18 protein-coding genes and 1 riboswitch are annotated in these 19,359 nt (G+C 29.9%); of the genes, 14 read left to right on the top strand and 4 right to left on the bottom strand.

Annotation, left to right across the window (positions count from 1 at the left end; genetic code table 11):
• Positions 1–108: 108 nt before the first annotated feature.
• Positions 109–1,098, top strand: coding sequence for a phosphodiester glycosidase family protein (locus BV55_RS0104640; protein ID WP_051652397.1), 990 nt, complete (start codon positions 109–111; stop codon positions 1,096–1,098).
• A 13-nt stretch (positions 1,099–1,111) separates the two neighbouring features.
• Positions 1,112–2,131 carry a hypothetical protein gene (locus BV55_RS0104635; protein WP_029451638.1) on the top strand — a complete coding sequence of 340 codons (1,020 nt, stop codon included), beginning with the start codon at positions 1,112–1,114 and terminating at the stop codon, positions 2,129–2,131.
• Here the strand turns inward: BV55_RS0104635 and BV55_RS0104630 are convergent.
• Entirely contained in the window at positions 2,120–2,563 is a 444-nt protein-coding gene (locus BV55_RS0104630) for a DMT family transporter (protein WP_029451637.1), read from the bottom strand. The two genes, BV55_RS0104635 and BV55_RS0104630, sit on opposite strands and share 12 nt — an antisense overlap.
• An 18-nt stretch (positions 2,564–2,581) precedes the next feature.
• Positions 2,582–3,004: a DMT family transporter gene (locus BV55_RS0104625; RefSeq protein ID WP_029451635.1), complete on the bottom strand. Its 423-nt coding sequence runs from the start codon at positions 3,002–3,004 to the stop codon at positions 2,582–2,584.
• Between the two features lie 132 nt (positions 3,005–3,136).
• On the opposite strand from BV55_RS0104625, the gene BV55_RS0104620 reads away from it, so the two are divergent.
• Positions 3,137–3,835, top strand: coding sequence for a cyclic nucleotide-binding domain-containing protein (locus BV55_RS0104620; protein WP_029451634.1), 699 nt, complete (start codon positions 3,137–3,139; stop codon positions 3,833–3,835).
• A 55-nt stretch (positions 3,836–3,890) separates the two neighbouring features.
• Here BV55_RS0104620 and BV55_RS0104615 read toward each other — a convergent pair whose 3' ends face one another.
• Entirely contained in the window at positions 3,891–5,153 is a 1,263-nt protein-coding gene (locus tag BV55_RS0104615; RefSeq protein WP_029451633.1) for a DEAD/DEAH box helicase, read from the bottom strand.
• Positions 5,154–5,585: 432 nt separating this feature from the next.
• Between BV55_RS0104615 and BV55_RS0104610 the strand changes: the two genes are divergently transcribed.
• From BV55_RS0104610 to BV55_RS0104560, 11 genes are all read left to right on the top strand, one after another.
• A complete protein-coding gene (locus tag BV55_RS0104610; RefSeq protein WP_029451632.1) occupies positions 5,586–6,227 on the top strand; it encodes an undecaprenyl diphosphate synthase family protein in 642 nt (213 codons plus the stop codon).
• 84 nt (positions 6,228–6,311) lie between these two features.
• A riboswitch (cobalamin riboswitch) is annotated at positions 6,312–6,493 on the top strand.
• A gap of 307 nt (positions 6,494–6,800) precedes the next feature.
• On the top strand, positions 6,801–7,691 hold the full coding sequence (locus tag BV55_RS0104605; protein WP_051652396.1) for a YitT family protein: 891 nt from the start codon (positions 6,801–6,803) through the stop codon (positions 7,689–7,691).
• A 21-nt stretch (positions 7,692–7,712) separates the two neighbouring features.
• A complete protein-coding gene (locus BV55_RS0104600) occupies positions 7,713–8,561 on the top strand; it encodes a YitT family protein (RefSeq protein WP_029451630.1) in 849 nt (282 codons plus the stop codon).
• A 479-nt stretch (positions 8,562–9,040) separates the two neighbouring features.
• On the top strand, positions 9,041–9,508 hold the full coding sequence (locus BV55_RS0104595) for a MarR family winged helix-turn-helix transcriptional regulator (protein WP_029451629.1): 468 nt from the start codon (positions 9,041–9,043) through the stop codon (positions 9,506–9,508).
• Between the two features lie 20 nt (positions 9,509–9,528).
• Complete coding sequence (locus tag BV55_RS0104590; protein ID WP_029451628.1) at positions 9,529–11,256, top strand: ABC transporter ATP-binding protein; 1,728 nt, start codon at positions 9,529–9,531, stop codon at positions 11,254–11,256.
• Positions 11,256–13,253, top strand: coding sequence for an ABC transporter ATP-binding protein (locus tag BV55_RS0104585; protein WP_198023191.1), 1,998 nt, complete (start codon positions 11,256–11,258; stop codon positions 13,251–13,253). Before BV55_RS0104590 ends, BV55_RS0104585 begins: the two co-directional genes overlap by 1 nt.
• Before the next feature lie 215 nt (positions 13,254–13,468).
• A complete protein-coding gene (locus tag BV55_RS0104580) occupies positions 13,469–14,344 on the top strand; it encodes a CsxC family protein (RefSeq protein ID WP_029451624.1) in 876 nt (291 codons plus the stop codon).
• A gap of 133 nt (positions 14,345–14,477) precedes the next feature.
• On the top strand, positions 14,478–15,398 hold the full coding sequence (locus BV55_RS0104575) for a CsxC family protein (RefSeq protein WP_051652395.1): 921 nt from the start codon (positions 14,478–14,480) through the stop codon (positions 15,396–15,398).
• Positions 15,399–15,512: 114 nt separating this feature from the next.
• The gene (locus BV55_RS0104570; protein ID WP_029451622.1) at positions 15,513–16,136 is read left to right on the top strand and encodes a DUF4489 domain-containing protein; all 624 of its coding nucleotides are present in this window, start codon (positions 15,513–15,515) and stop codon (positions 16,134–16,136) included.
• 118 nt (positions 16,137–16,254) lie between these two features.
• Complete coding sequence (locus BV55_RS0104565) at positions 16,255–16,806, top strand: DUF4489 domain-containing protein (protein ID WP_029451621.1); 552 nt, start codon at positions 16,255–16,257, stop codon at positions 16,804–16,806.
• Between the two features lie 125 nt (positions 16,807–16,931).
• Positions 16,932–18,176 carry a hypothetical protein gene (locus BV55_RS0104560; protein WP_029451620.1) on the top strand — a complete coding sequence of 415 codons (1,245 nt, stop codon included), beginning with the start codon at positions 16,932–16,934 and terminating at the stop codon, positions 18,174–18,176.
• Between the two features lie 307 nt (positions 18,177–18,483).
• Here BV55_RS0104560 and BV55_RS0104555 read toward each other — a convergent pair whose 3' ends face one another.
• Positions 18,484–19,050: a hypothetical protein gene (locus tag BV55_RS0104555; protein ID WP_029451619.1), complete on the bottom strand. Its 567-nt coding sequence runs from the start codon at positions 19,048–19,050 to the stop codon at positions 18,484–18,486.
• Positions 19,051–19,359 lie beyond the last annotated feature (309 nt).

Below are 19,359 nucleotides of genomic sequence, written 5' to 3'. Positions count from 1 at the left end.
TAGTAGTTATGCTCCAAGGGTTATAGTATTATAATGTACCTTGGAGTTTTTCTATAAAATATTTAGGATTAAAATTGTATATTGAAAGATATTATAAGGAGGAATGTTTTGAAAAACATAATGAAGATGTTTAAAAAGGGATATGTATATTATTTTTGTTTTTTTATAATTTTTAGCATTATTTCCTTTCCGATTTTATTGTTACATACACCATTTTTTAAGAGGGCTAGAAAGGTTTATGTTGGTTCGGCTGTTATGAGTACAAGCCACCAGTGGCTAGCAACAAAGTTTATATCTAATAATAAGATTAATAATATTGTAATGGAGAAAGCTTATGAAGATAAGGAACTTAAAAGTAATGAGGATACTGTAAAGATATCTAAAACTCAAGATGGAACCATTGATTTTTTAAAGATTAATAATGCTAGATATAATGGCTATGTAATGTTAGTACATAATCCAAAGCGAGTTAAGGTTGGATATTCAGATGAGGGTGGAAAAAAAGGTGAGGAAATTTCAGCTATTGTAAAAAAGAATAATGCTATTGCTGGAATTAATGGTGGAGGTTTCATGACAAACTTTGATGAGGAATATACTAATACTCCTTTAGGAATCATTATATCAGAAGGAAATTTAATATATCCAAAAGCCGAAAGTGAAATTAATTTAAGTGATGAGATGGAGATTTGTGCCATAAACAAAGATGGAATTCTTATAGTTGGAGATTATTCATACGAAGAATTAGTCAATTTAAATGTACAAGAAGCAGTAAGTTTTGGACCTACATTAATAAAAGATGGTAGGGCTGTAGACATAAGATATAATTCCATTGGGGGTGGAGGCATGAGTCAAAGAAGTGTAATCGGACAAAGAGCTGATGGTTCAATTATTTTAATTATAATTGAGGGAAATCTTCATCCTAGAGCAGGAGCAACTATAGCTGAACTTCAGCAATTAATGTTAGATTTAGGAGCTATTAATGCTATAAATCTTGATGGTGGAAATTCTGTTATTATGTATAAGGATGGAAAAGTAGTTAATGAACCAAAGGGGTCTCAATCTTCAAGAAATTTATCTTCTGGAATAATTGTGAAATAGTGAGGTTTAATGTATGAAAAAATTTAAAGTACTTAGTGTTATTGCTGTTATATCAATAATATTTCAATGTATGTTATTAGTATTTTTAGATAGGTATTACTTGGTAGATGACTATAACTTTGAAGTAACTTATTTAGAAAATGTGTTCAGCAATAACATCACAAGAGAACTTCCTAAGGATGTAGATGAAAAGGTAATTTCCTGTGATGGTAAGTATCTAGCATATTATGAGAATTTAAGTATTAAAATAACAAATATATTAAGTGGAGAAGAAAGTTATATAGTACCTGAAGAGGATAAAAAGATAGATTACTTTAATTGGTCAGAGGACGGTAAAGAGATTATAATAGCTGAAAAGGGTAATGAAGTTAATTCGGATAATGCTATAATATCTTCATATGATATAGAAAATAATAAAAGAAATTATATTTACAACATTACAAATATAGATCCCGATTACTCAATAGATTTAATAAAAAAGACATCTAATAAAAATATAACTTACATAGGATATGGTAATGGGAATGAAAAAGTCATAATAAAGGTCAAAGGCAATGCTGATTCAAAGAAATTGGATTTGGCAATAAAGGATGTAAGTTCTTTTTATATTTTACCTAATGAGGAATACATCCTTTATACTGATATTAAAAAACATGATATTTATTCAAGTGTAGAGAATAAAAAGCTTTATTTAAGAGATAGTGGTACAAATAAGTTTATGGATGTTGATTATGAGGGCAATCTTTATTTTTCAGAAGGTGAAGATAGTAAATCAAATAAATTAAATCTATATAAGATGGATGAAAACAATAATTTAATTAAAGGTAACACACTAGATGTTAGAGCTGATAATGAGGATATTCTTATAAATAGCAAAGGAAGTATTTTTGTTAATAATAAATCTTTGGGTGTTATAACAAGCTTAAAAGATAATAAAGAATACAAATATCAAGGGAATATATTAAATGTTTATGATAACGGGTTCTATACAGTTTTTGAGAATAGGTTAATTCAATATAAATTAGATCTTTAAAGCTTTTCTATCTATATTAGAGTTGTATACTAAGCCTAATATAATAAATATACACCCTATAAACTTTCCCCTTGAAATAGGGTTTCCAAAGATGTAATCTACAATCATGCCTGTAACAATTTGTCCTATAAAAATTAATAATGTGGAATATATTACAGGTATTTTAGGTATTACTACATTTGAAAGTATTACCACAGCAACGCCTACCATGCCGCCTAAATAAGCCCATAAGGGTATTCCTGAAAAGTCCCCATTTGAGATTTTAAAAAGTGATCCATTAAATAGACAGACTAAAAGTATACATATTAAACCTACGGTATAGTTTATAACAGTACCCTGGATAACTCCTATTTCTTTGCCTAGCCTTGAATTTATTATAGAGGCTAAGGTAACTAGAGCCCCACCTATAAATGCTAAAATTATATATAACATGATACCCCTCCTTTTAAATTAGTATATAAGCATAATAACTATCCCTAAGGAAATAAATAAAAGTCCTATAAGCTTTTTACTTTTGAATTTATGAACTGCCATATTAAATAATCCAAAGTGGTCTATCAATATGGATAACACAAGTTGTCCAAGTAGAGCTAGAGATAAAGTTAAAGAAGCTCCTAGGTTTTTGAAACATATACTATTGAAAATTACAATAAATATACCTATGGCTCCCCCAGTAAAGAAATAAAGAGGTGTGCCTTTTTTTAACTTCATCTTATTTTTAGTTATAGCTAATACTATTAATACACATATTAAACCTATTATATGGACTAATAAGGTTGAAATATAATACCCTAAATAATTAGATAACCCTCCGTTAAAGGTAATCATTATAGAAATAAGGATACCCACTACTACTGCTAATAGACTATTCATATTTAATCTCCCATCTTTAATATTCTTAACTAATTTATATCATAGAACAATGAAAAACCAATATGACATATGTCACAAAACATATAAAATATATACTATAATTAAAATATAGGAATATAGGGGGATTTTATTATGGTTAAAATAAATGATAAGTACAAGCTCAATTATTATGTACAAAGATACAATATAAATGATATATTTCAAAAAGATATGATGCCTTATATGGATTTAGTTTTATTTGAAAAAAATGAACATATCTATAAGGCTGGAGATGATATGACGTATTTTTATTTTTTGGTAAAGGGTAAAACTAAGGTTTACAATCTTCTTAAAAATGGCAAAAGCCTATTATTGAAGTTCTATAAACCTCTAATAATAGTAGGTGATGTAGAGTTTATTGATAAATATAAAGCTGATTCTAATATCCAAGCAATAGAGGAGTGCTTATGTATAGGTATAACTATGGAAAACATAAGAAAGTATGCTATAGATGACTGTAAGTTTTTAAGATATATATGTAAAGAGCTTGGAAATAAATTAAGTAGTATATCTAAACATAGTGCCATAAATCTCTTATATCCTTTGGAAAGTAGATTTGCAAGTTATCTTCTAGCCACTACCCCTGAAAACAACGATTATTCAAAGGTTCATGAAATTTATACAGATAAGCTTACAGAAGTAGCAGAACTTCTAGGAGCTAGTTATAGACATTTAATTAGGATTATTCATAAACTTGAAGAACAAAATATAATAAAGAAGCAGAAGGGTTCTATAATTATATTGGATAGAGGGGCTTTAGATGACATAGCAGAAGATATATATGAAATCTAATTATAATTTACCAGAGAAGTTAAACTATAATTAGATGCATAATGTTAATATAACTTTATTTTTTAGGCCTTGGCTTTCTTGTATTTTTTCTAAAGCTATTATTTGAATTAGATCTTTTAGTGGAAGGCCTATTATTTGAGGTCTTCTTTTTAATGTCATTATTAATTATTGGCGCTGTTATATTTATAGCATAAGGATGGTCTTTTACAACTGGGATAGATTTTTCTATAAGATGCTCTATATCTTTAAGATATGCAAATTCTTCCTCATCACAAAAGGATATTGCTATTCCATTTAAACCAGCTCTACCAGTTCTTCCGATTCTGTGGACATGGGTTTCTGGTACATTAGTTAAATCAAAGTTAATAACATGAGATAAATGGTCTATATCAATGCCTCTTGCGGCTATATCTGTTGCAACTAAAACTCTTGTTTTGCCTTCTTTAAAATTGCTTAAAGCTAATTGCCTTGCAGATTGTGACTTATTTCCATGTATAGCTTGAGCATTTATTCCTGCCTTAACTAGGTCTTCAGTTATCTTATTTGCTCCGTGCTTTGTTCTTGAAAATACTAGAGCAGAAACAATAGATTTGTCTTCCAATAAGTGAATTAGTAATGATCTTTTATTCTTTTTTGAAACAAAGTATACTGATTGATCAACAGTATCAATAGTAGAAGAAACAGGTGCTACTGCAACTTTAACTGGATCTTTTAAGATGGAATCCACTAATTTTTTAATCTCGTTTGGCATAGTTGCTGAAAACAACATGTTTTGCCTAGTTACAGGTAATCTTGTTATGATTTTTTTTACATCATGTATCATACCCATATCAAGCATGCAATCTGCCTCATCAAGGACAAAGAACTCTACACGATGTAGATCAATAAACTTTTGATTAACCAGGTCAATTAATCTTCCAGGTGTTGCAACCAAAATATCCACTCCAGATTTTAATGCATTAGTTTGTGGATTTTGAGATACGCCACCAAAGATAACTAAGGTTTTAAGGTCTATATATTTCCCGTAAGATTCAAAGCTTTCACCAATTTGAATAGCAAGTTCTCTAGTAGGAGCAAGTATAAGTGCCTTAATATGGTTGGATTTTGACTTAGGGTTTTCTTTATTAATCATAAGCTGAAGTATAGGTATAGCAAAGGCAGCTGTTTTACCAGTACCAGTTTGTGCACAACCTAGAAAGTCTCTTCCATTAAGTATAGGGGGAATAGACTGCTCTTGTATAGGTGTTGGCTTTTCATATCCTTCAAGTTTTAAAGCCTTTTTTATTGGGGTTATAATATTTAAGTTTTCAAATAACATTTTTTCTCCTTAAAGGTGGATATTCTAAGTTTTAAATGAGCTAAATCTATTAAATGACATTGTGTAATTTTATTTTAAACTAAACAATCATTATTATGATAATACAACATTTAAGAAACCACCATTTTTAATTACGTATTTTAGTATATATTATTGTTGATAAATATCAATAAAATTCACAGTTTTAAAAATCATAATATTTAATTATAGTAAAAGATATTTATATTTGTATTTTTATAAGGGTGATAATATTTTACGACTTTAATATAATAACACAAACTAATGGATTTCCCTAAAATATATTAAATAATACACAACTTATGTGGTTAAATTTTCTATGGATGTTAATAATATAAAAGGCAGAGTATTTATTATAAAAAGTAACTATTAATTTATACTTGTGTAATATATGGAACATTTGAGGTGAAAGCAATGAGAATACCAAATCACATAGGAATAATTCCAGATGGCAATAGAAGATGGGCTATAGATAAAGGCTTATCTAAAGAAAGCGGATATAAATCAGGTATTGATCCTGGATTATTACTTTTTAAGTTATGTGAAAAACTAGGAATTAAAGAGATAACCTATTATGGATTTACAGTAGATAATACTAAAAGACCAAGGGAACAAATAAAGGCATTTACAGAGGCTTGTATTAATTCTGTAAACATACTTTTAAAGGAGGATGCTGAACTTCTTGTAGTAGGAAATACTAAATCTCCAATGTTTCCAAAAGAATTGCTTCCTTATACTACAAGGAGGGTCTTTGGGAAGGGAGGAATGAAGGTTAATTTTCTTGTTAATTATAGTTGGAAGTGGGATCTTGAGCATCTAAAGAGGTCTAAAAGTGTAAGCAATAACATTACAAATCAAATTCAATCTTACGATGTTTCAAAAATGGATTTAATTATAAGGTGGGGAGGACGAAGAAGATTAAGTGGATTTCTTCCAGTGCAGTCTATTTATTCTGATTTTTATATAATAGAAGATTATTGGCCAAATTTTAAAGAAAAACATTTTTATGATGCAATAAATTGGTATGATGCTCAAGATATAACTCTTGGGGGATAATAGGATATTAAATATAAAGACTTCACTGATTGTAACCTGTTGAATAGAGCATAAATAACTGATATAATTAAAGCGTAGCATAATAAAATAATAATTGTTTTAGGTACCTTTTTAGGTTTAATAGGGAAAGTGGTGAAGATCCACTACAGCCCCCGCTACTGTATACGGCGACAAAACCAAATCCACTGGAGATTATCTCTTTCTCTGGGAAGGATGGTGAAGGATGACCCGTGAGTCAGGAGACCTGCCTTAGACAATGTATGGGACTTCGGAGGGAAGCAAAGCCATGAATAATAAGTATTAATAATACTGATTTTTTTGTTGTGTAATTATTGAGCTTATTGATTCATAAGATTAGATACTTTATGCCTCCGTTTTACGGAGGTTTTATTTATTTAATTTTTATGAGTCATTTAGTATCTATCATCATTAATGTAACTAATAACTTTTTCAATTTAAGCATTAGTGGTAAGAAAGTATAGAGATTAGTTTATATCTTTTAGGAGATGTTAGCATCATGGAAATTGTTGATACTATAGCTTAGTAAAAAAAATATGTGGGGAGAATATCTAAATGAGTAAAATCAAAAGTCACAGAGAAATCAGAAAAGAAAAAGAAAAGGAAAAGGAATGGTACGTTAAGGTAATTAATATTTTAATAGGAAGTTTCCTTTATTCTATTGCAATCAATGCATTTATAATACCTCATAGACTTTTAAGTGGAGGAGCTGCAGGGATATCTCTTATCTTACAATATGTATCAAATATACCTTCAGGGTATTGGGTTTTTATTATTAATATACCGGTATTTATTATAGGGTATAAGTTAGTAAATAGAGAGTTTGTAGTTTTAAGTTTTATTGGAATGGTATCAATGTCTATATTTTTAGTTTTAACAAAGGATATGGTAAGTGTACTTAAAATAGAGGATATTTTTATATCAACTTTAGCAGGAGCCGTTGTGAGTGGAATAGGAATGGGAATGATATTTAAACAAGGTGCCTCTCAAGGAGGGACTGACATAGTAGCTATAATCCTTCGAAAAAGAAATGGAATGAAAATGTCCACTTTATACTTTGCTCTAAATGGTGTAATTGCAATGATGGGAATCTTCGTTACAAATCTTACATTAACACTTTATACTTTATTATTGATGTATATAAAATCAGTGGTTATAGATAAGGTTTTAAATAGCTTTAATAAGAAAAAGATATTATTAATAGTTACGTCTAAGGAAGAAGAAGTATCAGATTGCATAATTAAAAAGATAGGAAGAGGCACTACCTTCCTTTACGGTGAGGGGGCATATACTGGTGTCAAAAGGAAGATAATATACTGTGTAGTTAGTGAAAATGAATTAAATATGGTTCAAAAATTAGTAGAAGAAATAGATGAGTCAGCTCTTATTTCAGTTTCGGAAGCGGCAGATGTTCACGGAAATGGATTTTTACGATCGGTTATATAATAAAATTATAGGGGGGGTATTATGAGAGAGAAGGGAAAGGAATTAATTTTTATAAGTATAGGTAATTTAATGGTGGCATCAGGTATGTACTTTTTTCTTATGCCTAATAATTTAGCTACTGGAGGAGTTAATGGACTTGGTTTAATAATTAATTATTATTTACCTAAGTTCCCTGTTGGTGCTTTGATGATGATGATGAATTTAATCTTATTTACCGTAGGCTTCTTAATCATAGGAAAGGCCTTTGGAGCAAAAACTATATATACAAGTTTAGAACTTTCAGGCATGATATGGATAATGGAAAAGCTATGGCCTTTAAGTGGGCCTTTAGTAAACGATATGATTATAGAATTAATATTTGGTATATTAATGACTGGTATAGGTATGGGCATCATATTTTATCAAAATGCATCTACTGGTGGCACTGATATAATTGCTAAAATAATAAATAAGATTTTTAACATTAATATGGGGGTAGCCTTATTAATATCAGATTTCACAATAACGCTTATGGCTGGAGCTACCTTTGGTTTAAGAATTGGTATGTATGCATTACTTGGAGTTATTATAAATAGCTTTGTAATTGACTCAGTAATTGAAGGCTTTAATATATGTAAAGAAGTTGTGGTTATAAGTTCAAATGGTGATAAAGTCAAAAAATATATTATGGATGAATTAGAAAGAGGAATTACAATATATTCTGCCAATGGAGGATATACAGAAGAAACAAAAGAGGTTATAACTACGGTTCTAGATAGAAGAGAGGTAATAAAATTAAATAAGTATATTAAAGGAATAGATAAGGATGCTTTTATAATAGTTAGAAGTGTTCATGAGGCTATAGGTGAGGGATTTAAGATAGGTATTTAACCAAATTACAAGAAAGAACTAAGAGAAAAGTTTAGGCTTTTCTCTTTTTATTTTGTAGTTTTTTAATTATTTATATAGCAAGGCTATTTTGATTAGGAGTGTTTTTATATTAGCGGAGTTCTTTGCTTTACAGAGTACATTTATTAATATTAAAGCTCAACCAGGGGATAAATTATGGTAGCTTAATATAGTATAAAAATATAAATTTATAGTTAGAGGACTAATCAAAGATTAGCGAGAAGTTTTTAAATTAAATGCTATACAAAAATACAAAGATAAATATTTGCAATAATTAAAAGGAAGTAAGTGTTAAAATTAAGTGTGAAGAATGTGCAATAGCATGGTTACGTATACATTAATAATAATTTACTAATGTTAATAACTTGTTAAAAGATTTATGATAAAAGGTTATTGACTAATATATATATAGGTGATAATATTTATTATAGTTAGTCGGCTAACTAGTTAGGAGGAGTTAAATGGATAGTTATGATCACGATTCTTTATACAACACATTTTACCAAGTCATAAGATTTCACTATCATCGTACACATATGTTACTTGATGAAATTGGAATTTATCCTGGTCAACCACCAATGTTATTAGCATTATCAAAGGAAAATGGCCAAAGTCAAAAAGAATTAGCTAAGAAACTTAATATTAAACCTGCGACTATTACTGTGATGCTTAAAAGAATGGAAAAAGCTAAACTTGTGGAACGTCGTCAAGATTCATTAGATCAAAGAATATCAAGGGTATATATAACTGAGCAAGGGGAAGAAGCCTGGAAAGATGTTCACGAAGTTATGAGAACCATAGACAAAGAATGTTTTAGTAATTTTACACAAGAAGAGCAGATGTTACTAAGACGGTTATTAATGCAAGTAAGGGATAATCTTATGGATTCCTGTGATATAAAGCTAAATGTTAATAATACAAAAATTTAAATTGTTGGAGATGATTACTTATGATTAAGTTATTTAAAAATTTAAAGCCATTCAAAGTACCTATAATTTTGGTACTTGTATTGGTATTTTTCCAGTCCCTTTCTGAGTTATATTTACCTACATTGATGTCAGATATAGTAAATAATGGGATAGTAAATGGAGATACAGACTATATATTAAAAATAGGAGGATTTATGTTATTAGTTGCACTAGGTGGAACTATATGTACTATTACTGCAAGCTTTTTATCATCAAAGGTAGCTACAGGATTTGGTAGAGATCTTAGAAAAGGACTTTTTACTAAGGTAGAAGGTTTCTCTATAGAAGAGTTCGATAAGCTTGGAACATCATCGCTTATTACTAGAACGACTAATGATATTACTCAAGTTCAACAGGTTCTTGTAATTATTATGCGTATGATGATAAGTGCACCTATGATGTGCATTGGTGGTATTATTATGGCGGTTTCAAAGGATAGGAAGCTTTCTATTATTATTGTAGTAGTTATACCAGTATTAATTGGAATTATAACTATTATAGCAAGAAAGGGCCTACCACTTTTTAAATCAATGCAAATAAAACTTGATAAACTAAATTTAGTATTACGTGAAGGTCTTACAGGTATTAGAGTAATACGTGCTTTTAATCGTAACGATCATGAAAGAGAGAGATTTAATGAAGCAAACCATGACCTTACAAGTACAGCTATTAAGGTAAATAAGCTTATGTCTATATTAATGCCGTTAATGATGCTGGTCATGAACTTTACTACAATTGCAATTATATGGTTTGGAGCAAAACGTATTGATGCTGGAAATATGCAGGTGGGAGACTTGATGGCATTTATACAATATGTTATGCAAATAATGTTTTCATTAATTATGGTTTCTATGATGTTTATTATGATACCAAGAGCTTCAGTTTCAGCATCAAGAATTAATGAAGTTTTAGATATTGTTCCAGTGATAAATGATCCTAAAGATATTAAAAAGGCAGTATCAAAGAAAGGTTATGTTGAATTTAAAAATGTAAGTTTCAATTATCCAGGATCAGAAAGTTCTGTTATAAGAGATATTTCTTTTAGTGCGGCACCTGGAGAAACCACTGCAATTATTGGTGGTACTGGTTCAGGTAAATCTACAATCATAAGTCTTATACCAAGATTTTATGATATTAACAATGGAAGTATCTTAATTAATGGAGTAGATTTAAGAGAAATGTCTCAAGACGAACTTAGATCTAAAATAGGATTTGTACCTCAAAAAGCAGTATTATTTACAGGTACTATTTCAGATAATATAAGATATGGTAAAGAGGATGCTACAGAAGATGAAATAAAAAAAGCAGCTAATATAGCTCAAGCTACAGATTTCATATCAAATATGGAAGAGGGATTTAATTCAGTGATAGCTCAAGGTGGTACTAATGTTTCTGGTGGACAAAAGCAACGTTTATCTATTGCACGTGCCTTGGTTAGAAGACCTGAAATATACATTTTTGATGATAGTTTTTCTGCTCTTGATTTTAAAACGGATGCAAAGCTTAGATCTGTACTAAAAGATGAAACTAAAGAATCTACAGTAATAATTGTAGCTCAAAGGGTAAGTACTGTTATAGATGCAGATAGAATTATAGTCTTAGATGAGGGAAACATAGTAGGAATAGGTACTCATAAAGAACTTTTAACTAGTTGTGATGTATATCATGAGATTGTATCCTCACAACTTTCAGAGGAGGAAATAGCATAATGGAGAATAGAGGTAAAGGACATAAAACTAAGACTAAAGGATCTATGGGTGGTGGGCCTGCCATGGGTAGACCAGTAGAAAAGGCAAAAGATTTTAAAGGTACAATGAAGAGGCTTATTACTTATTTAAGACCTCGAAGAGTAAGTCTTATAGTAGTTTTTATATTTGCTATATTAAGTACAGTTTTTAGTATAGTTAGTCCAAAGGTTATGGGAAAGGCTACCACTAAGCTATTTGAAGGAATTATGGGGAAAATGGCACTAGAAAAGCTATTGCCACAGTTAGATACACTTACTAAATTATCAAAGAATCCAGCAACGGCTACTCCAGATGTGGCAAATAGTATATTAGCAGTTAATAAAAAGATATCTGAAATAATGAGTTTAAATGGCGGAAAAATAGATTTCGATTATATTGCACATATAGTTTTTATATTAATAGGTCTTTATGCTATTAGTGCTATATTTGCATATGTACAACAATATGTAATGGCAGGGGTTGCTCAAAAGACTGTTTTTAATATGAGAAAAGACGTAGATGAGAAGCTTTCACGTCTACCCCTTAAGTATTTTGATTCTCACACTCATGGTGAAATATTAAGTCGTGTAACCAATGATATAGATACTGTTTCTAGTACGCTTCAACAGAGTTTAACACAACTTATTACATCGGTAGTTACTATAATTGGTATTATCGTAATGATGTTAACTATAAGCCCTACACTAACTCTTGTTACAATTGTAACCTTACCATTATCTATTTTTGTAACAACAAATATAGCAAAGCGTTCACAAAAATACTTTGCAGATCAACAAAATGCTCTAGGAAGACTTAATGGGCATGTAGAGGAAATGTATACAGGGCACAAAATAGTAAAAGCTTTTGGTCATGAACACAAGTCCATAGGAGAATTTAATGATATAAATGACGAACTTTATAATGTAGGATGGAAGGCACAATTTATTTCGGGTATAATTATGCCACTTATGAATTTTATAAACAATATAGGATATGTTCTTGTATGTGTTGTAGGTGGTATATTTGTAACAAAGGGGAGAATTAATCTAGGAGATATACAAGCATTTATTCAATATTCAAGGCAATTTGGTCAGCCAATAGTTCAAACAGCTAATATAGTTAATATATTACAATCTACTGTGGCTGCGGCAGAACGTGTTTTTGAAGTTTTAGATGAAGTTGAAGAAATTCAAGATGCTGATATTACACAAGTTATTGAGTCACCTAAAGGTGAGGTGAAATTTGAAAATGTAAACTTTGGATATGAAAAAGATGCTATGCTTATAGAGGATATGAACATAGATGTGAAACCGGGTCAAACCATTGCTATTGTAGGGCCTACAGGAGCAGGTAAGACAACTATTGTAAATTTACTTATGCGGTTTTATGAAATAGATGAAGGCAAAATAACTATTGATGGAATTGATATAAGAGATTTAAAACGAGGAGACTTAAGAAATATATTTGGGATGGTGCTTCAAGATACCTGGTTATTTAATGGAACTATAAGAGATAATATAGGATACGGACGCCTCGGGGCTACAGAAGATGAAATTATCTTAGCGGCAAAGGCAGCTCATGCAGATCATTTCATTAGGACATTACCAGAGGGTTATGATACTATCCTTAATGAAGAAGCTTCTAATATATCTCAAGGACAAAAGCAACTATTAACTATTGCAAGAGCAATACTATTAGATCCATCTGTATTGATATTAGATGAAGCTACAAGTAGTGTAGATACTAGGACAGAAATATATATACAAAAGGCCATGACAAAGCTTATGCAAGGACGAACAAGTTTTGTTATAGCACATAGATTATCAACTATCCGTGATGCGGATTTAATACTTGTTATGAATAATGGAAGTATTATAGAAAAGGGAAGTCATGAAGAATTGTTAGAAGAGAATGGGTTTTATGCAGATCTTTACAATAGTCAATTTAAAGGTGCAAGGCTAGAAGAAAATGCTATGTAATAAGCAAGACTTCATTTTAAATTAATATATGTATTGGAAGATTTGGCAGATATAAATAAATATTGAGATTTAAAGGATAAGATTTAAAAGGAAACTACATTGAATGTAGTTTCCTTTTTTTTTATTTATAGCAAAATTACTATAAGTGCCATTTACAATCATTATGAATAATATAGTATTACATAATATTTTAGAAGTAATATGGAGGAATATATATGGGGGAAAAAGATATTAGTAGCAACGATAAAGAAAATATGGAACGTAAAAAAAGGTGTGATTCAATAGTAGTAGATTCAGAAGTTTTAAGTACATGTAATAGTAAGTGTCATACTCCAATGGGCTCTACAGGACCACTAATAGCTAAAATTCCTGTGATTTTATCTGATGTAGAAGTAGAGATTAATGTAGAATCAGAAATAGAATTAGAAAAGACAGATATAACAGATATAAATGTAATAAATATTGATAAAGAGGTTTTTGTAAAGGAATGTAAGCTTATTCCTTATACAAATAAGCTATTTATAGAAGGCTATGTGCAAAAGAACATACAAGTTTCTAATAATGATTGCACTAATAAAGCAAGTGAAGGTAACAAGATAGAATATACAGTAGTTAATTCTCCATTTAAATGTGTAACAGAAATTGAATTTTTTAAAAAGCCATTATACGGAGAAAGCTACAAAGAAAGATTAAATAGTTTAGATAAAAATACGCTTTGCAAAAACAATAATGAAGATTCATGGATTCATTATAGTAAATTATATGAACCAGTTTACTGTGAATATCAATATGCAAAAATATTAGAAACTGATATTTTCGATAACGAGGATTACGGGACGAAGTATTTGCCAGAAGAAAAAAAGTGTAAAAAGATATTAGAGAAAATGGTTATATTTATAAGGATTAAAGTGATACAAAATCAACAAGTTTTTATACCAGAATTCGATGGAGATGTAATGGTTATAGAAAATTGTAACAATGATTCTATTCCCCAATATACTGGAGATAATGACGGAAGACAAAGGAATGTAAGTGTTGGATTTAATGAGGGAAAAGGCTCAAAAGAAGAGGAAGATAGCGGATTAAAATGAACTTAATATATTTTAGGCACAATATGTAGCAATTTATATCTTCTAGAATAATATGTTATTAGATATAAAGTCTTAGGATTTGCAAGTAGTCTTAAAATTTTATATACAAAGGACTATAAAGGGAGATGAAGCAATGTTTAAAGATTGTTTAACTAATGACTGTTGTGACCCAAGGCCAGATCCAAGTTGTATCAACTCAAGAGTGGTTGATTCTACTAATCTAGGGGAGTGCAGTAATAGGTGTTATACGCCGTTTGGGCGTCCAGGTCCAATGGTAGTTAAAGTTCCTGTAGTACTATCCGATTGTAAAATACAAATTGATATAGAATCAGATATTACATTGGAAACAGAAGCCTTTGATATAAAGACAATAGATAAGCATGTATGTATTACTCAATGTCATTTAGTACCTCACACAAATAAGGTATTTATTTCTGGGTATATACAAAAAAACATTCAATATTCTACTGTTGATTGTGATAACAAAACAAGTATAAGTGGAAGTATGATGCATTCCACATTTAATATTCCATTTAAATGTGTTACACCTGTTAAGTTTGATAAAAAGCCTATATTTGGAGGATATTCTAAAGGAAAATCAAACGGTTTAGATAAGAACATGCTCTGTGAGGATAGGGGAGAAGAGTCTTGGAGACATTCTAATAATTATTACGAGCATATTTTCTGTGAACTAGATTGGTCAAATATTTTAGAAACAGATATCTTCCATCGTGATAATAACTGTGCTGAAGAATTTAGTAAATTAAAATGTTTTAGAAACATTACTGAAAAAATGGTGGTATATGTACGCATTAAGTTATTACAAAACCAACCAGTATATATTGGAGAACCTGATTGCAAAGTAGACATGGGGCAAGATTACCACAGTAATTGTGAAAGAAAATGTAAGAGGGAAAGTTGTAGCTGCGATTACGAAAGATATCATGACAAGCAATATGACAAACCATATGAGATATGCCATGATGATGTTGAAATAGGGTATAACGCTGAGATGGGAGTTATAGGAAGAATGAGAGAAGAGTATGATTACTAAAACTATTCTTTAAACGAACTCTTAACTCTAATATGCATACACTATAGCAAAGGGTTTATCCTTTGCAAAAGTTAAGAAATTGAAAAATTATGATAATAAGGGAGGAAACTATTTATGAAACTATACTACAAAGGACCAGAGGAAGATAGAGAAAGATTCAATCCTAACAAAGGCTATGAAGAGAACTCAAATCATGGTTATGAAGATCGTAGATGCGATGATCACCATGAATGCTGTGATAAGCATAAATATGCACACTGCTGCCCAAAGAGCCCATGTGCATATCCAATACTCTTTGAATGTGCTCAAGGAACAGGTGTGGATATTCCACAAATTGACTCAACTAGACCTTTTACTCCAAGATCCTTAGGATGTATTACCGTAGATACAGCTTGTTTAAAAAATCCATTAGTGAAATTTGATTTTTCTAGTATTATCAAATATAAGTTTGAATCAAATACTGAGCCAGCAAGATTAACATTTGGATTATTTAAAACCTGTGATGACAGGCAAGAAATACCTTGTGGTACTTGGGAATATAAAATCAAACTAAATCAAGATGGTGGTACGGAATCTGAAAGGCTTACAACTTCATTTTGCTTTAGCCACTGTGAGTGCAATAGTTGTCCAGGATGCTGTACCTACAGTGTTAGGATAATAGATGCTGCAAACGATGAGGGAGATCCATTATCTGTATGCAATACTTCACTTTCAATTATAGCTAAATCTGCATATTAGATAAACTTTTAAGAGAAATAGGGAAATCTTTTTTTAGAGGATTCCCTATTTAGAATTAGTTTTTTAAATAATAAGGGTTAAAAGTAAAAAGTGATGATAATAAGGGAGGAAACTATTTATGGAACTATATAAAGGAGCAGAAGAAGATATAAAAAGAGACAATAGGGATAAATGCTGTGATGAGCATAAATATGATAATTGCTATCAAAAGAGTCCTTGTCCCTATAAAGTAATTTTTGAATGTGCTCAAGGTACGGGGGCAGATATACCAAAATTAGATCCATCTAAGCCTTTCATACCAAGATCTTTAGGATGCGTTACTATAGATACAAGTTGTTTGAAAAATCCAGTAGTAAAATTCGAATTTGATAGTATTATTAAATATGAGGATAAAGAAAATGATCTACCAACAACGTTAGTATTTGGATTATTTAAAACTTGCGATGATAGACAAGAAATTCAGTGTGGCACATGGGAATATATGGTCACACTCACAGGCCAGCCACTCCAAGAAATTGCTACATCTTTTAACTTTAATCATTGTGAGTGCAATAGTTGCCCGGGCTGCTGTACCTACATTGTTAAGATAATAGATGCTATAAGTGATAACGGGGATCAGTTCTCAGTATGCAATACTTCCCTTTCAGTTATAGCTAAATCAGCACATTAGATTAAATTTTTATAATAAATGGAGGAATCTTTTCTAGAGATTTCTCTATTTATTTTTAAGGTACAAGTGGAACGATGAGGATTACATTTCATATATTGTATTATCAATAATAAGGAGATTATTATATGGGCAAAAGACGAAAGGATAAAAGATATAAGGATTCAGACAAAAGAAATTTATTGAAAAATCAAACTTTAGAGTATATGAACCCAAATATAATAACAGAGAAGCAACTTATTATTCTTATAATATTAAAGCTATTAAATGAAAAGTTAAAGCAAGATAACACAGTATTAAATAAAAAGGTTACAAAAAACAAAGAAAAGTTATATGAAACACTATCATCTAATATAGAGGAGGTTCCTAAAAATAAGATAGTAGATACGGCAGACATTGAATCTCAAATTAATGATATAGAAGAGGATAAAAATCAAGAGAATATCTTGGCAATGGAAGAAAATAGAGATTTTGAAGAAGATGAGATAAAGGAAGGGACTGACTTTATAGAGGATAATATAGATCCACTAGAAGAGAATATATATAATGATTTAGACGATAGAATACCAATTATTTCTGATACAGGAAATCACATAACTGAAGATTCAAAGTGTGAGATAGGGAAGCTAAAAGAAGATAGCTGCATGGATGATAATAAATATGGAAATATTGAAAATGAAATAACTTGTAATTCTAAAGCTATAGTTCAAAAGACTACCTTATTAAATAGCTTTCAAAGTGAAGTTATGAAACCAGATCTTTGTTTAGAGAAAGCAGTTTGTAAGGTTCCTGTTGTGTTATCAGAAATAGAAGTGCCTATTTGCATAGTAGCTGTTGAAAAGTTCCAAGAGCCTATTTTTAAAATATTATCCTTAGAGAAAAGAGTAATACTCAAAAAGTGCCAGCTAGTTAGGGGCACTAATAAGTTATTTATAAAAGGCATTATAGAAGAAACCATAGAATATTCCACTGTGAATTGTGCTGATGAAAGTTCTGTAAAGGGATATGTAAAAAAGGTAATCTTAAATATTCCATTTAAATGCTCCACTAAAGTTTCATTTATAGAAAAGCCTAGATATTATAAGGAGTCACATCTTTTAGACATAGAACCTGTAAGTCATGAGGGTTATGATATAGATACATATGAGAAAAATCATGAGGATTTAGGAGGTCTTAATGATAAGGTTTTTTGCGATTTAAATAGTACCAGAATATTAGAAACAGAAAACAAAGAAGATGTTAAACAATTAAAGAATACTTTAAAAGGCACACATACCTTTGAAAAGATATATAAAAAGACTATCCTGATTTTTAAAATTACATTATTACAAAATCAAAATGTATTTCATCATAATAAAGATAAAGAAAGTTAAAATAATGTTAGAAATACATATCTATATTAATATGTATTTCTAACAAGCAAACTCTACCTGAACCTAGAAATCTCTTGATGAAGAATATATGAAATTAGTATAAGTAGCTATTAATTTATCCGATGGCTACCATCCGTAACACCCCTATCCTCTTCAAGGTTGAGGATGACGGCTGCTACGCCCCTGGATAAGTTCTTCTAAGACTCAGATGGAGATGTATTCCTTATAAGCAAACTTCACCTGAGTCTAAGAATCACTTGATCTTACCTATATTTAAAAATAAGATAGTTATAACTGCTTGTACAATTTAGAAGTTCTCTTCAAGGGTGAAAAGTTCGTTAGATGTATAGTAATTATTGATGTATCCTTCATAAATGATCTCCTTATTACGTATTTCTAATAAGTCATTTGTTTTTATCAGCGATGGAGTCTTATTAGATTCATAGAGATTACAATTAATTAAAATCTCAGAAACAAATTCGGAACAAAAATAATGAGTTTTTCTCTTTATGGGGATATTAGCCAATATAGCAAATAAGCCTATAAAATTATACTTGTATTTGTACTTTTCCTCTAAAAATCTATTTACTTCTTTTTTCATAGAATTAAATTCAATTTCAGATACTTTAACTTTGTATATTAAACATTCACTAGCAATAAACTTTTTGTACACACCTTCATGCAAGTTTTCTTCAACAAATCCGCCTAAGAATGGATTATTAGGATGAAGTCTGCCAAAAGAGTACATAGTAGTGAAAGATTTATCAAAGCTAATTGAAGAATGGACATATTTTATTTTACTTATTATAGTAATAAGTCTAGAAAGCCAGGTCCCTGTTTTTGAAAAAACTAGATAAATATAGTTATCATTCATAATAATATAAATTCAACTCCCTAAGTAATGTATAAGTACGGGTAATGCATTGTTGTTTAGAAAAAATTAAAACATGTATATTTAGAATAGGGTAAGATATTAATATAAAAATCTTCCTATAAATACTATTGTATGTTATAATAAGGATAGTTAATTATAACATATAAAGTTATTTAGTAATAAAAAATAATATTTAAAGATATTAAAAAATGGTTGCTTATTTAAAAAATGTATGTTATATTTAAATAGTCGCAAGAATAAAAAAGCGACGGAGATTTAATATGATTTAAACATTACCTTTTTAGGCAT

Source organism: Clostridium algidicarnis, from assembly GCF_000703125.1.
Lineage (GTDB): Bacteria > Bacillota > Clostridia > Clostridiales > Clostridiaceae > Clostridium_L > Clostridium_L algidicarnis.
The sequence above is the reverse complement of the archived record's forward strand: the minus strand, read 5'-3'. Positions and strand labels throughout refer to the sequence as shown.